General features: G+C 48.3%; 17 protein-coding genes and 1 pseudogene. 13 read left to right on the top strand and 5 right to left on the bottom strand.

What is annotated here, in order from left to right:
- Positions 1-256 precede the first annotated feature (256 nt).
- Together ACQSGY_RS27575 and ACQSGY_RS27580 are read right to left on the bottom strand one after the other, a co-directional pair.
- Positions 257-873, bottom strand: a pseudogene (locus tag ACQSGY_RS27575) (transcriptional regulator).
- Between the two features lie 425 nt (positions 874-1,298).
- A complete protein-coding gene (locus ACQSGY_RS27580) occupies positions 1,299-2,489 on the bottom strand; it encodes a cation:proton antiporter (RefSeq protein ID WP_427181783.1) in 1,191 nt (396 codons plus the stop codon).
- Positions 2,490-2,900: 411 nt separating this feature from the next.
- Between ACQSGY_RS27580 and ACQSGY_RS27585 the strand changes: the two genes are divergently transcribed.
- The 6 genes from ACQSGY_RS27585 (at position 2,901) to ACQSGY_RS27610 (ending at position 6,475) form a co-directional block, all read left to right on the top strand.
- Positions 2,901-3,455: a DUF420 domain-containing protein gene (locus tag ACQSGY_RS27585; RefSeq protein WP_216517762.1), complete on the top strand. Its 555-nt coding sequence runs from the start codon at positions 2,901-2,903 to the stop codon at positions 3,453-3,455.
- A 75-nt stretch (positions 3,456-3,530) separates the two neighbouring features.
- The gene (gene gpmA, locus ACQSGY_RS27590) at positions 3,531-4,274 is read left to right on the top strand and encodes a 2,3-diphosphoglycerate-dependent phosphoglycerate mutase (RefSeq protein ID WP_427181784.1); all 744 of its coding nucleotides are present in this window, start codon (positions 3,531-3,533) and stop codon (positions 4,272-4,274) included.
- 230 nt (positions 4,275-4,504) lie between these two features.
- Positions 4,505-4,651 (top strand): hypothetical protein, encoded by a 147-nt coding sequence (locus ACQSGY_RS27595; RefSeq protein WP_427181785.1) that lies wholly within the window; start codon positions 4,505-4,507, stop codon positions 4,649-4,651.
- Complete coding sequence (locus ACQSGY_RS27600) at positions 4,638-4,826, top strand: hypothetical protein (protein WP_111273603.1); 189 nt, start codon at positions 4,638-4,640, stop codon at positions 4,824-4,826. Before ACQSGY_RS27595 ends, ACQSGY_RS27600 begins: the two co-directional genes overlap by 14 nt.
- A 178-nt stretch (positions 4,827-5,004) precedes the next feature.
- On the top strand, positions 5,005-5,913 hold the full coding sequence (locus ACQSGY_RS27605; RefSeq protein WP_427181832.1) for an aldo/keto reductase: 909 nt from the start codon (positions 5,005-5,007) through the stop codon (positions 5,911-5,913).
- Between the two features lie 235 nt (positions 5,914-6,148).
- Positions 6,149-6,475, top strand: a complete 327-nt coding sequence (locus ACQSGY_RS27610; protein ID WP_110899450.1) for a thioredoxin family protein — start codon at positions 6,149-6,151, stop codon at positions 6,473-6,475.
- Positions 6,476-6,584: 109 nt separating this feature from the next.
- On the opposite strand, the gene ACQSGY_RS27615 is transcribed toward ACQSGY_RS27610, so the two are convergent.
- Positions 6,585-7,478 (bottom strand): DMT family transporter, encoded by an 894-nt coding sequence (locus tag ACQSGY_RS27615; RefSeq protein WP_427181834.1) that lies wholly within the window; start codon positions 7,476-7,478, stop codon positions 6,585-6,587.
- Positions 7,479-7,675: 197 nt separating this feature from the next.
- Here ACQSGY_RS27615 and ACQSGY_RS27620 point away from each other — a divergent pair, with 197 nt between their 5' ends.
- Complete coding sequence (locus ACQSGY_RS27620; protein WP_188594247.1) at positions 7,676-8,566, top strand: LysR family transcriptional regulator; 891 nt, start codon at positions 7,676-7,678, stop codon at positions 8,564-8,566.
- A 78-nt stretch (positions 8,567-8,644) separates the two neighbouring features.
- Entirely contained in the window at positions 8,645-8,827 is a 183-nt protein-coding gene (locus tag ACQSGY_RS27625; protein WP_188594246.1) for a hypothetical protein, read from the top strand.
- A 136-nt stretch (positions 8,828-8,963) separates the two neighbouring features.
- Here the strand turns inward: ACQSGY_RS27625 and bacA are convergent, their stop codons facing one another.
- The gene (gene bacA / locus ACQSGY_RS27630; RefSeq protein ID WP_426333509.1) at positions 8,964-9,776 is read right to left on the bottom strand and encodes an undecaprenyl-diphosphate phosphatase; all 813 of its coding nucleotides are present in this window, start codon (positions 9,774-9,776) and stop codon (positions 8,964-8,966) included.
- 220 nt (positions 9,777-9,996) lie between these two features.
- Here bacA and ACQSGY_RS27635 point away from each other — a divergent pair, with 220 nt between their 5' ends.
- From ACQSGY_RS27635 to ACQSGY_RS27655, 5 genes are all read left to right on the top strand, one after another.
- Positions 9,997-10,629, top strand: coding sequence for a TetR/AcrR family transcriptional regulator (locus ACQSGY_RS27635; protein ID WP_427181787.1), 633 nt, complete (start codon positions 9,997-9,999; stop codon positions 10,627-10,629).
- Positions 10,630-10,769: 140 nt separating this feature from the next.
- On the top strand, positions 10,770-11,642 hold the full coding sequence (locus ACQSGY_RS27640; RefSeq protein ID WP_427181788.1) for a substrate-binding periplasmic protein: 873 nt from the start codon (positions 10,770-10,772) through the stop codon (positions 11,640-11,642).
- A gap of 31 nt (positions 11,643-11,673) precedes the next feature.
- Positions 11,674-12,318 carry an amino acid ABC transporter permease gene (locus ACQSGY_RS27645; protein ID WP_017692207.1) on the top strand — a complete coding sequence of 215 codons (645 nt, stop codon included), beginning with the start codon at positions 11,674-11,676 and terminating at the stop codon, positions 12,316-12,318.
- A 15-nt stretch (positions 12,319-12,333) separates the two neighbouring features.
- A complete protein-coding gene (locus tag ACQSGY_RS27650) occupies positions 12,334-13,080 on the top strand; it encodes an amino acid ABC transporter ATP-binding protein (protein ID WP_427181789.1) in 747 nt (248 codons plus the stop codon).
- Between the two features lie 73 nt (positions 13,081-13,153).
- On the top strand, positions 13,154-13,576 hold the full coding sequence (locus ACQSGY_RS27655) for an OsmC family protein (protein WP_090924948.1): 423 nt from the start codon (positions 13,154-13,156) through the stop codon (positions 13,574-13,576).
- Positions 13,577-13,728: 152 nt separating this feature from the next.
- Here ACQSGY_RS27655 and ACQSGY_RS27660 read toward each other — a convergent pair whose 3' ends face one another.
- Complete coding sequence (locus ACQSGY_RS27660) at positions 13,729-14,160, bottom strand: carboxymuconolactone decarboxylase family protein (protein WP_427181791.1); 432 nt, start codon at positions 14,158-14,160, stop codon at positions 13,729-13,731.
- Between the last annotated feature and the right edge of the window lie 110 nt (positions 14,161-14,270).

The raw sequence follows: 14,270 nt of genomic DNA on the forward strand, positions 1-14,270 counted from the left end.
ACGCCCCCAACACTACCCTAACGTTACCGCATAGCTCACGCCCCCAACACTACCCTAACGTTACCGCATAGCTCACGCCCCCAACACTACCCTAACGTTACCGCATAGCTCACGACCCCAGCCCTACCCCCACATAACCGCATAGCTCACGACCCCAGCCCTACCCCTACGTAACTACATAACTCCCGCCCCCCAGCTCTGCTCCCCCGTAACCGCTTCACCTCACCACCAACAGTGCCACCTCAAGCGTACCAGCTCACATTCGCAATGCATACGTCCGATATCGCTGGGTGCCGCTTGCAACATATACGATGTGCTGGTCCAGCAAACTGCGGAGGACCTTTCGGGCGTGAGTATCCGAGATTCGCAGATGTGCTGCGAGCTCTGAAGGTGCAAAAGGGCGGACGATACGTCTTGCATATCGGACAGTCTCTGCATCCAGCCAGTTCAGGGATGCAGGCACATCCGCAGCCATAAATCTGCCCATAAACGCCAGCACCAGCTGCTGACATTGTTTCAGTTCATCTTTGATGGAGAGATAGGCAATCGGCAGGAATATCCAGTCATCCAGCGTCAGCAGACAATGGCGCCAGCACAGGTCCTTGAAACGTCTCACATCCAGATCACGGGCATGCGGCCCATAACCTTGAATTTCGATGCCACCTTTTACACCGTTGCCCGGTAATACGCCAGGTCCAAATAACGGTAACCGTTGTGAAAGTCCCGCACCTCCCATTCCGGGTGCAAATGATTGAAATTTTTCATCACCGGAAACCAGACTGAACGCAAAAACTCCATTGTCGCATGCTCAAGCCCTTGTTCAATTCGGGAACGCACACGAGGATTGGTTTCCTGTTCCAGTAGTGCGTTCATCCACTCTTCGTATGCCTCGTTAAAATCAAGACTCACTGTACTCAAGACATGTTTCCTCCTTAACCACAATAGTTTAGTGTAAAAAAACAAAAAAGCCGCTCTGCCATTTCTAAGCCTTCACATTGGAAGGAAAGAAGAAAGGACAAAGCGGCGTGTGCTTCACGACCGACTTTAATTCATTTTTTAATACAGTAACTAAAATAAAGATAATTTCGATGGCTTCATAACGCTAACAATAACAATTAAGATCAACGTACATCAGGCGTGGTGTCTTCAAAGCAATTCCAGCATCACCCAATTGAGAATATCACTTTACGTTCAAGTATAGCCCACACCCAGTATAGATGCCAACCCATTCAGAGATTTAATATATTCTTATCTTCACATATTCTAATCTCATCTTCATCATACTTCCGCCGACTGCCTCATCCGTTCCGATGAGATTCTTCAATTCCTCGTTCGACACGTTGTTCTCCCTTTTTGCGAGCAAACGTGATTTTGAGCAGGGGTGGAGTGACCAGTGTGGTGATAATGACCATGATGACAACGCTGGTAAAATACTCAGCATCGAGCAAACCTGATGCAAGACCGGTTGAGGCGATAATCAGTGCAACTTCGCCTCTGGAGATCATGCCTGCACCAATCGCGATTGAAGAAGAACGGTCAAACCCGGTCAGACGAGCACCGGCACCACCGCCAAGCAGCTTGGTTACAACAGCCACAAGGCTAATAACAACGATCAGCCAAATTTGCGAGCCTACACCCTCGAAGGTCACGTTAAGACCGATGCTGACAAAGAATACTGGAACAAAAATACTGTAAGCAATTGGCTCAACTTTTTGCTCGACTTCATGTTTGAAGCCGGTTTGAGAAATAGCAATACCTGCCGCAAACGCACCGATAATGCCCGCAACACCCATCCACTCGGCGAAGTAAGAGAAGCCAAAACAGATAATCAAACCCGCGGTAATGACCGTTTCCGTTACCCGCAGCGGGGCCATCCATTTCATAATACGCGGAACAACGAGCCAGCTGGCTGCAATGATGATCACGAAGAACAGCAGCTTTTTACCAATGAGCAGGCCGATGGAAACATCTCCGCCGCCCGTTCCGAGCAGACTCATCATAACCGCAAGCAGTACAACAACGAGCACATCATCGACAACGGCGGCCCCCAGGATGGTCGTGCCTTCACGTGAGCCGAGCTGATCCATATCCTTCAACGTTTGTACAGAGATGCTGACTGAGGTGGCGCAGAACAACAACCCGAAGAACAGTGCGTGAGTCTGCGACATGCCGAAAGCAACAGCCGATCCATACCCTCCGATAAAAGGTAAAATAACCCCGCCTACCGCCACAGCGAAAGCAGCCTTCCAGTTTTTCTTTAATTGGTCCAGATCGGTTTCCAGACCTGCGATAAACATAAGCAGCAATACCCCGATTTCGGCCATGTAATGAACAAAATCAGTTTTTTCAACCCAGCCAAGCAGGGCAGGTCCCAGCACAACACCTACAATAAGTTTTCCCAGCACCGACGGCTGACCTAATCGGACCGACAGATCACCCGCAAGTTTGGTGAAGATCAGGATAAGGGCAAGAACAAATATAAATTCCACAGACGGTTTCTCCTCTCTGTTCGCAGCATACTTAGAATAACCTTGCCAAGGGAAAACATGCCCGTCTCGGCCCTTTAACAAAACAAAAGGCACGGAACAACGATAACCCTTATCGTTCCATGCCTGAAATAGACAAAGAGGGGCCCTTGGTGACAGGCTCCTCCGTATTCGTGCGTATGTGATTAAGTACATTAATTATAACACATTTGCAGCCTTGGGTAAAATAGTGCTTGGGCCATGTGGGATGAAAATCGCCTTAAACGGGCATTTCTACGTATGGACACACTTTTTTTGTTCAGAGTGTTGTCACTTAACAGCCCTGAATTGCCGCGATATAATGATATAGAACACAGAAAGTTAGGATATGAGGAGGATTTTGCATTGGCTAAAAAGGAAAGAGGGGATCTGAACATGCCATCCAATCAGACGGCCCCGACCAGTAATAAAAATTTTGCAGGTATCATTATTACCATCTCTATTCTTGCTAACGTTATTATCCTGTTATTGTTTTTCGCACCATCCATCGGTTACAAAGGCGAGCTCACCTTTGACATTACCGTGCTTCCGCGCTTTAATGCCGTATTTAACAGCTTTACCTTTATCTTTTTGCTGGCTGCGCTGATCGCGATTATCAAGCGTAACGTCAAGCTGCACAAACGTTTTATTCTGGCAGCCTTTACAACCACGCTGCTGTTTCTGGTGACGTATCTGACCTTCCACTATCTGTCCCCGGAAACGTCCAAGTTTGGAGGCGAAGGCATCGTTCGTTCCATCTACTTCTTCATTCTGATTACACACAGCATTCTGGCCGCGCTGATCGTACCATTGGCGCTGTTTACGCTGGTATGGGGCTGGACCAACCAACTGCAGAAGCATCGCAAAATCGCACGCTGGACCATGCCGATCTGGCTGTATGTAAGCTCCACAGGTGTTGTGGTTTATCTGATGATGGCACCGTATTATTAATTTCTTACATGTCATAAATAATTATTGTGATGAATTATGTTTCGAAAGTTCTGCACAGGAAAGGGGATTCACGTGATGTACAGAATCGTGTTGATTCGTCATGGACAGAGCATGTGGAACGTGGAAAATCGCTTTACCGGATGGACGGACGTGGATCTGACCGAGGATGGATATGGAGAAGCGCGCAAGGCGGGCAAAATCCTGAGGGAACAGGGGTTTGATTTTGACTGCGCCTACGCCTCGGTATTGAAACGTTCGATTCGGACCTTGAATATTGCACTCGATGAGATGGACCTGATGTGGATTCCGATTACGAAGACGTGGAAGCTGAATGAACGTCACTATGGAGCACTGCAGGGTCTGAACAAACAGGAGACAGCCACGAAATACGGGGAAGAGCAGGTTCACGAATGGAGACGTTCCATTCACGTATCACCACCGGCTTTGGAAGAAAGCGACGAGCGATATGTTCGGGATCTGGACAAGTACAAGCGCCTGGGCTGCACCATTCCGCGAACAGAGAACCTCATGGATACGTCCAAGCGTGTGCTGGAATACTGGAATGCAGAGATTAAACCGATGGTATCTTCGGGAAAAAGGGTGCTGATCTCCGCGCATGGCAATACGCTCCGTTCACTTGTCATGCATCTGGACCAATTGTCCGAAGCAGACGTGATGGCGCTCAACATCCCGACTGGCATTCCGCTGGTCTATGAGTTGAACGAAGAGCTGCACCCGACAGGTCATTTTTACCTGACGGCCGATGGGTCCACCTATCAGCATGATGAGATGAAGCATGTAGCCACGCCGTCAGATTAAGGGAGAGCATCGCTCCTTATGCTTCGTTATCTAGGTATAATCTTCATGAAGCGATGCGATACAACGATTTACTTTTGAACATAATAAAAAAACGCATTTCCAGAAGATGATTACCGAAGCTATTGGGTAATCATCTTTTTTGACTCTATATAAGTTGAACGATATATTTACACGTGAACGGAGTGGATTGTGTAAAATCTTTATTTCAACTTATAGAGATACGCCTGAGCATGATGCAATGCAGAGAAGTGACGATTTTATTTTCAAAGGCAGCCTGGTTTATCGTTTCGTTTGCTCCAGAGCGGGTAAAACTCAAACAAGACACGATGTACATGAATCCGAATGGTCAAGGAGGAGAGCAGCATGTCAAAACGTAAATTGCTTATGACGGCGATCGGAGCTGGCGTAACGTATCTGATGAGAAATAAACAAGCCCGGGATAAAGTAATCAGTACCGTATCCAATATGGTGAAAAAGAATGGGTCATCCTCGGCCCGGAGCGCCAGACCTCGGGTGGAGGTTAACAATCAGCACCGGGAGTGGAGAGAGTAAGGCTGGGACGAAATAATGAGCAAACAGAAGCAGAACCCGGGACAACTTGTTTCGGGTTTTTCTTTATATGCTGTGGCATACTGTGCTTATATGCGATTTTTGCCAGGAAGAATGATACAATGGATACTTGCAGAACGTATGGAGAGGAGAGACGCTTATGGAAAAAAAGAGCACATCCATGAAACAAAATCGCTTGGGCACATCCGACTTGATGGTGGGTGAGATCGGACTGGGCTGTATGTCGCTTGGAACGGAAGTGAAACCGGCGGTAGAGCTGATTCATGAAGCGCTGGATCGTGGGGTCAATCTGCTGGATACAGCGGATTTATATGATGCAGGCCGCAACGAGGAAATTGTGGGACAAGCAATCAAAGGTCGGCGCGATCAGGTGATTCTGGCCACCAAGGTAGGCAATCGCCGTATTCCTGGCAAGGAAGGCTGGTCATGGGACCCATCCAAAGCGTATATCAAGCAGGCTGTTCACGAAAGTTTAAAGCGACTGCAAACCGATTATATTGATCTGTATCAGCTGCATGGAGGCACGCTTGACGATGATATTGATGATACGATTGAAGCGTTCGAGGAATTAAAGCAGGAGGGGCTTATCCGATATTACGGCATTTCTTCCATCCGTCCGAATGTTATTCGTGAATATGTAGGCAAATCATCGATTGTGAGTGTGATGAATCAGTACAGCGTGGTGGATCGCAGAGCAGAAGAGGAAGTATTGCCTTTACTTGAGCAAAATCAAATCAGTGTCATCGCTCGTGGGCCGGTAGCCAGCGGTGTACTGGCAGACTCGGGAGCAACGAAGGCGGACAAGGGGTACCTGGACTATACGCCAGAGCAGCTGCAGCATATTCGCCAAGGACTCGCTGGGCTGGTCACAGATAACCGAAGCATGGCACAGACGGCCATTCGTTATGCGCTCTCGCATCCGGCTGTGGCAGCTGTTGTTCCGGGTGCCAGCTCCAGAGAGCAGCTGCTGCACAACATTTCGGCTTCTGCTTCGGCACCTCTTACCGCAGCAGATATCCAGATGATTCGTGAGCATCACCCTGCAAATCGGTACACGCAGCATCGCTGAAGAACGGAGACCTATTTTCAAATGTAACTAATCGAGGTACAATAGAGTCAGGCAGCAGCTTGAGTGATGATTAGAGGAAAGCTCTGACGAGCCAATGTCGAAAGCTTGAACGATCGGCGAGCACTTTAAGTAACCCATCGCCAGCTGCACTATTCTATACCCCCTTCTAGCTCGGTAGCCACGGCTCAGTGAGCGAGCATAAACAAATAAAATTTACCCTAAGGAGAGAACCCTAATGGAAAGAATACAAAGCGAACAGCAATATCGTGATCTGATCAACTCCGACGGTTTGACTGTCATCAAATTTGATACAACCTGGTGCCCGGACTGCAAAAACCTTGACCGATTTATCGGAGATGTCATTGACCAACACACGGATAAATCCTTCTACGCACTGGATGCAGAACAATTCCAGCCGTTTGCTGACGAAAATGGTGTGCGCGGCATCCCAAGTTTGCTCGTGTTTCAGAACGGCAAAAAGCTGGCACATCTGCACAGCAAATGGGCCAAAACGCCTGCTCAAATCTCCGAGTACCTGGAGACACTTGAGTCCAAAGTATAAAAAATCATTATGCATACCAAAACCCCCTGCCTGTCTTTATGACAGAGCAGGGGGTTTTAAAATTCAACTGTTTAACTGACACCGTAAAACTAACACTGCTTAACTGCCGTTACAGTTTAACAACTTTACTTCCTTTAGACTTGAGGTTGACGAGCAGAATGCTCGCAATAATCATGATCAGTCCGGCAATCAGGTTGACAGTGATTGACTCTCCAAGAAACAGCACACTGCACAGCAGAGCAATCAGCGGAATCAGAAAGGTGAAGGAGCCCACCTTGCTGGCTTCCCCGGAACTGACAAGTTTGAAGAACGCAAGCCAGCCGAGAGCAATGACAAATACAGAGATGAACAGCATATCCAGTACAAAAGGTAGTACCCATTGTATCGCATTCCAGCTCTCTGTTGCCGTTCCCGTTAACGTCAGAATCACCCCGCCAATAAGAATCGGAATGGCTGTCATCCAGATTCCGTCCACTTTGGCTGAAGTTTTCTTCATATAGATTGTGCCTGCAGTCCAACTGATGGCACTGAACAAGCCCAGCATGACACCTTCGGGGGATACTTTGCCAGTCATGCCACCAATGCTGATCGTTGCTACACCTGTAAAGCCCAGCACCAATCCGATGATTTTCATGGCATACATCGTCTCACCCAGCCACAGCCACGCTCCAATGCCGAGCAGGACAGGCTGCAAGAATACGATGGAAGAAAACAGTCCTGCCGGCACTTCCGTCAGACCGACCGTCTGAAATCCGTAGAAGAAAATAATATTAAGTACTGCAGAGATGGCATAAATGTACCATGTTTTCCGAATCTGAAGCGTTTTGTATCGCGGAAATGCATAAATGCCAAGGACCAGCCCGGCAATCAGCAGCCGCATGCCTGCAAAGAGGAGGGGCGGTGTATAGTTTAAAGCATATTTGGTCAGAGGCCAGTTGATTCCCCACATGAGAACCAGAAAAGCCAAGATCCAGCCTGCTTTTGCACGTGATAAAGTCACAATAAATCTCTCCTTCAAGTGATATGGAAAAGCCTGTTTGCCCCGCAAGCGCTGCACAGCTCTTAACCTGTATCTATCCGATTCGGATGTTTCTTCGGCCCTGTATCTGCCAGTCGTTGATCGTCCGTGTTCTCCATGATACAATAACAAACGTAATAATTGAAATGCATGTTATTTATAAGGAGCATACCAAATTTGTTATGAATAATTCACAATTACAGTTGTTTGTTAAAATAGCCGAGACGGGAAGTTTCACACGAGCTGGCCAGGAGATGAATATGACACAGCCTGCGGTCAGCCGTGCTATCTCCGCTCTGGAGAATGAGCTGGACGTATCGCTGATCATTCGTGATCGGCGTAACGGTATTGTGCTGACTGATGTGGGGCAGCGAATACTGGTCATTTTCCGCAGGATTTTACAGCAGTATGATAAGGTGCAGCAGGTTGTTGCCGCTGAGAAGGGACTGGAGATCGGAACGATTCGCATTGGTTCTTTTCCGATGTCCTCGGCCCATCTGCTGCCCAAAATTATTCGGTCTATTCGAGATCGTTACCCGCAGATCGAGTTTGAGCTGCATGAAGGCAACATTATGGAGATTCAGCAGTGGCTGAGCTCGCGTGTTATTGATGTTGCTTTAATCATTGCAACGGAGCAGGAGGCGGCAGAGCTAAACTATGAAACGATGCCGCTGTATCACGAAGAAATGCTTGCTGTATTTCGTGAGAATGAGACGTTTGCAGATCAGGACATCCTGCATGTGAAAAAGCTGAGCGGGCAGTCGATGATTATCTGCAACGGCGGTTATGAGATGCCCATTGTAGATCTGTTTGCACGTGCAGAAGCAGAACTGAGCATCGGCTTCGTCGTGCATAACGTCAATACATGTCTTAATATGATTGAACAGGGACTGGGAACAGCTATATTACCTGCTATCTCGTTATCCTGGCTTCCACCTGGTGTCAGAGCTCTGCCAACGGAGCCCAAAGCCTATCGCCCCGTTGAGCTTGCTGTACCTTCCTTTTCGGAGGCCTCCCCGGCTTCACGTTTGTTTGTGGAAACGGCATTACAATTGTTTGCACGACCGGAATAAGCGTCTTGTTTAGAATTTGTTCAGTATCGTTCTGTATACTTATAGAACAAACTGAATATTGGAGTGAACAAGAACGTCATGAGCAGAGAGATTTTGGAGGAAATGCATCAATTAAGCCACAATGATGAACGCAGATACCGTTTGCTAATGATTGGTGTCAAACAATTGTTACACGAACAGAAACAGAACAGATATCGCTGGATGGGCAGATTGAAGGAACGTAAAAAGCTAAGAAGTGTTCAGGCTGACCCATGGGAATAAGGCTCGAACATCCTGAACATGGCATGATCTATCAGTTTAATCTACATATGGCATCATATAAAAATGGCGGCCCTGCTTCCTGTGAGGAAGGCAGGGCCGCCATTTTGGTTAAGCGTCTGATCTGATTGATATCCAATTACATCATCAGGATGACGAAGAATACCGCTGCCAGTACAAAGCGATAGATAGCGAAGACCGTCAGACTCAATCTTTTCAAAATAGAGAGGAACGTCTTGATTGCCAGCATAGCCACAATAAACGCAGCAATAAAACCAATGGCAAAGATAACAAAGTCATCGCTGTTCAGATGGTTGATGCTTTTGTACAGGTCATATCCTGTAGCACCAATCATAATTGGCACGGACACAAGGAAGGTGAACTCTGCCGCAGCTACCCGGCTGATGCCGGCAAACAGTCCGCCTGAGATCGTGGAGCCGGAACGAGAGAAGCCTGGCCACAACGCCAAAATCTGAAACACACCTACCGCAAATGCTTGCTTGTAAGTAATATCGTCAACGTCATGGGTTGTAATGCGTGAGCTTTTACGGCTCCAGCGTTCAGCAACGATCATCAATATACCACCAATCACAAGACTGTACAGTACGGTTTCCGGACCAAACAGGTGAGCCTTGATCCAGTCTCGCAGAACAAGTCCGATAACGACCGCAGGAACCATCGCCAGAATGATATGTCCCAGATTGAGGCGGCGGGAATACGGCCTTTTGCCCCCGGTGAAGCGAAACATATCAATGAATTTGTTCCAGTACAGTACAACGACAGCCAGCACAGCACCCAGCTGCACAACCACCTCAAACGTTTTGACTGACTCGTTGTCCTCTGATAGACCCAGCAGATGAGCTGTCAGAATCATGTGTCCGGTTGAGGACACGGGCAAAAACTCAGTCAAACCTTCGATGATGCCCATAATAATGGATGATATAAAGTCCAATGTTCTTCCTCCTTGAATTGCAGATGACAGCCCCTGAGGCCTGTCCTGCTATGACGATGTCTGTTCTTCCGAACAAGACTATCCTCTATTATGCTCAGATTTGTCCTCTACTTCAACTCTATGCGTGTAACCCGCTTTTTAAAACGATCTTGACAAAACCCTAGTTATCCCATAGGATATACATTAACTGACTGACTAATCAATCGGGAGGCATTCAGGTATGACGAAAATAAACGGTTTGGAACCCGGAGAAGAGCGTCGGGACCAGATTATACGCATAGCAATGGAACGGTTCGCAACGCAAGGGTATCATCAGACGAAAATTTCCGATATCGTTCGTGAAGCCGGAGTTGCACAAGGAACGTTTTACTGGCATTTCAAGAGCAAGGAAGCTATTGCCTCGGAGATATTGGTAACAGGCAGGGAGAAGCTGCTTGCGGCGATTGGACAAGGATATCGCAAGGATGCCGGATCGGTTGAGGATATGGTGAAGGCGTCGGAGAGGCTGTTCACTGACCTGTTTACCTTTGCTGCAGAGAATCGGTACTTTATGGAGCTGCTGCTCAAGGGAATCGTGACCGAAAGCTCCGTTCAGAAGTTGGTTGAAGATACTCGCAATGCGGTGGAAACAGCGTTCCGTCACAATATGGAGCGTGCAATTGAACTGGGCATGCTGCCTGCGGATATGAATGTTCCGCTGCGTTCGGCACTGCTTGTAAGCATGATCGAAGGTATTATCTCGCGCTGGTTATTCGGCTCGGCGGAGCTGCACAGCCGATTTCCGGAGATGGACGCTGCTGCTCTGGCGGCAGAAGCGGCAAGCTTTGAGTTTTACGGCCTGCTCGGTACATAGATTTCGGTAAGGCCGGTGGTTTATTTTTCACGCAAAAAGGTAAAAGGTGCACATTCACACTTCTTCACATGATTAAGCCAGTCACAGGGAATAATGGAATCACCAAGAGAACATAAGATGAATGAGAGGAAGTTAACGTCATGAATAACACATATGGATCGAAAAGTCGCAAAGGGTGGTCACTCACCGCTATTCTGCTCATGGTTGTGCTTGTACTTAGCGCATGCGGCAGCAAGGCTGCGGATAATGGGAATACGAACACTGGCAATACGAACAATGCAGCACAGTCTGGCGGCAACGAACTGGAGCAGATCAAATCAGCAGGTGTCATCAAAGTAGGAATGATGGGCACGTATCGTCCGTACAACTTCCTGAATGACAAGAAGGAAATGGACGGTTTTGATGCCGATATCGCGCGTGAAGTGGCGAAGCGTCTCGGAGTTAAGGTTGAATTTGTATCCCAGGAGTTCTCGGGTCTGACACCAAGTCTGCAAGCGAAGAAGCTGGATGCCATCATCAGCCAGATGACGATTACCGATGATCGTAAAAAAGTGCTGGATTTCAGTGATCCGTACATCACCAACCAGGTAAAAATCATTGTCAAAGAAGACAATAACGATATAACAAAGCTCGAAGACTTCAAAGGTAAAACGATTGGTGTAGGCTTGGGCACAAACGATGAAACATACCTCCGCAATGAGGTGCTGCCGAAAGTCGGAGATTTTACAATCAAAACGTATGATGATGTCATCTCATCCCTGAAAGACCTGAATGCAGGTCGGATTGATGCAACGATTAACAACCTGTATGCTTTGAAACCTATTGTTGATGCAAATGGATTCAAAATCAAAGCTGTAGGCGAAGCCATCAAGAGTGACCAGGCAGGGATCGCGGTGCGTAAGGACAACCCTGAGCTTGTAGCTGCACTGAACGATGCGCTGAAAGGCATGAAGGATGACGGTACGTACAATACGATTTTCAAAAAATGGTTTGGTGAAGAGCCTGCGCAATAATGAACCGGCAAGGCGAAGGGAAGTTTGATCCATGGAACTGGTATTTGAGAACATCCCCTTCTTTCTGAAGGGGGCTTATTATACGCTTTATGTTACGGTGATCTCCATGTTTTTTGCCTTTATCATCGGGGTGCTGGTTGCCATTGCCCGTCTTAAAGGGCCGATGTGGTTAAGGCTGATCGCCAGATTTTATGTATCCATCATGCGGGGCACCCCGCTGCTGGTGCAATTATTCGTTATTTATTACGGGCTTGTCGACTATGGTGTAACGCTTGGTTCGCTTACGGCCGCTTGTCTGGGGCTTAGCTTGAATGCCGGAGCGTTTCTGTCCGAGACGTTCCGCGGGGCGATTCAGGCGGTGCCGAAAGGGCAGACAGAAGCGGCATATGCAACCGGCATGACGCCGGCACAGGCGATGAGACGCATTATTTTCCCGCAGGCGGTGCGCATTGCCATTCCACCGATGGGCAATACCTTTATCGGCATGCTGAAGGAAACATCGCTGGTGGCGGCGATTGGTGTTACGGAGCTGCTGCGTTCTGCACAGCTTCTGGTATCCCAGTATGCGCTGAACATGCCATTTTATCTGGCGATCGGAGTCATTTACTGGATCATGAGCATCGGCTTCTCGGCCATTCTGGAGCAAGTGGAGCGCCGGCTGGCCCGGGCTTACTAGAGGGGGAGAGAAGCGATGATTACAACAACCGGATTGACCAAACGTTTTCAAAATCATGAAGTGCTGACCAATATCGATATGCATGTGGATGCCAAAGATATTGTTGTACTGCTAGGTCCTAGCGGCTCAGGCAAAAGCACACTGCTTCGCTGTCTCAATGGACTTGAACAGTTGTCCGGCGGACAGATCGAAGTGAACGGCATTGTGGTAAACAGCGCAGATCCGCTGCGTGTTCAGCGTGCCCGGGTGCTGGAAATTCGCCGCCAGACCGGCATGGTGTTCCAGCAGTTTAACCTGTATCCGCATAAGACGGTGCTTGGAAATGTGATGGAAGGTCTTGTGACGGTGAAAAAAATCAAACGGGACGAAGCCGCCGAGCGCGGACGGCTTTTGCTGGATCGTGTAGGTCTGTCGGATAAGCATGACGCTTATCCTTCCCGTTTATCCGGTGGACAACAGCAGCGCGTAGCCATTGCACGAGCACTGGCGATGGAACCGGAAGTGATGCTGTTTGACGAACCCACCTCGGCCCTCGACCCCGAACTGGTTGGAGAGGTGCTGTCGGTGATGAAAGAGCTGGCACAGGAAGGCATGACCATGCTGGTCGTGACACATGAGCTGAAATTCGCTCGGAATGTGGCGAACAAAATTGTTTTCATGGCGGATGGCTCCATTGTGGAGACAGCAAGCCCGGAAGCTTTTTTCGAACACCCGGAGCAAGAGCGCACACGCCAATTCCTGCGGCAGATTACGGAATTTTAAGCTACCCAGCGATTGGAAGGTTATTCTGTCATCGCAGTGCATGTGTAAATACTATAGAAAGAAGGAAAACATCATGAATGTAACAACAGTATGGAAGGGAAAACGCGCGTTTACCTCCGAAGGACCCTCAGGGTATGCTGTAGGTATGGATGCTACGGCAGCTTATGGTGGAGATAGCCAGGGGGCAACACCGATGGAGCTGCTGCTGGCTGGACTCGGCGGCTGTATGGGGATTGATATCACAATGATTCTGGATGCTTTTCTGGACAAAATTGACTCAATCGAAATCGAAGCACAAGGTACTCGCAGTGAGGATATGCCCAAAGGCTTCACGTCCATTGATCTGATCTTTAAAGTAGACGGCGATATCCCGGATTACCGGATCTGGAAAGCCATTCAGATGGCAGAAGAGAAATACTGCGCCGTTTCGGCATCGCTCAGCGCAGATATTCATCCGAAGCTGATTCTTAACGGTGTAAGCACACCTCGTCCATAAATCGTAGAGCAGTCAAACGTAAAAATGAAAACATGACTCTATAGAGAAAAGGCACTTCCAGATATGGGAGTGCCTTTTTGGGCTTTCACAACATTTGTACCGTTCACGAGAACAAGTGCTGGCCGACGACATGGATTTCATCTTATTAGAAGTCAGGAAGACGTGAGTTCGTCATTCTCGGGCTCAAGCCGAAGAGCTGCACCAAACCATTGCGATGCGATGGTAAAACAAATCCAGGCACACAGCTCGCTAATCTGAGCTTCTGTGAAGTGCTCCAACAGTACAGGAAACACGGCACGATCCACGTTGCCGCCTGTTTGCAAAAACAGCTCCGCAAGTCCGGTCGCCATGCTAATGGCGATCTCTTCGGGGTTCGGATCAGGCTGGCCTTTGGCCCGGCAATACAGGCATCCGTTGCGCTGTGCCAGCGTACGCCGGACCTCCTCCTTCAGTTTGGCGGACAACAGACTGTTACCTTCAAGCACATCGCCGAGTGCATTCCAGTGCTGCATGACAGCAGGCTGATGTCCGAGTAAACGCTGAAACGGGGTATCCCCGGTAGCTGAGAATGAAATTATGGGCATGGTAATGTACAGTCTCCCTTCGTAACTGAACCGATTGAATGCGCATCACAATCTTCTTTATCTTATCGAACGGTGTATAGTTTCTCCACTGCAAATGATATGAAATCTGT

The organism is Paenibacillus sp. TC-CSREp1 (assembly GCF_050171015.1).
Taxonomy (GTDB): domain Bacteria; phylum Bacillota; class Bacilli; order Paenibacillales; family Paenibacillaceae; genus Paenibacillus; species Paenibacillus silvae.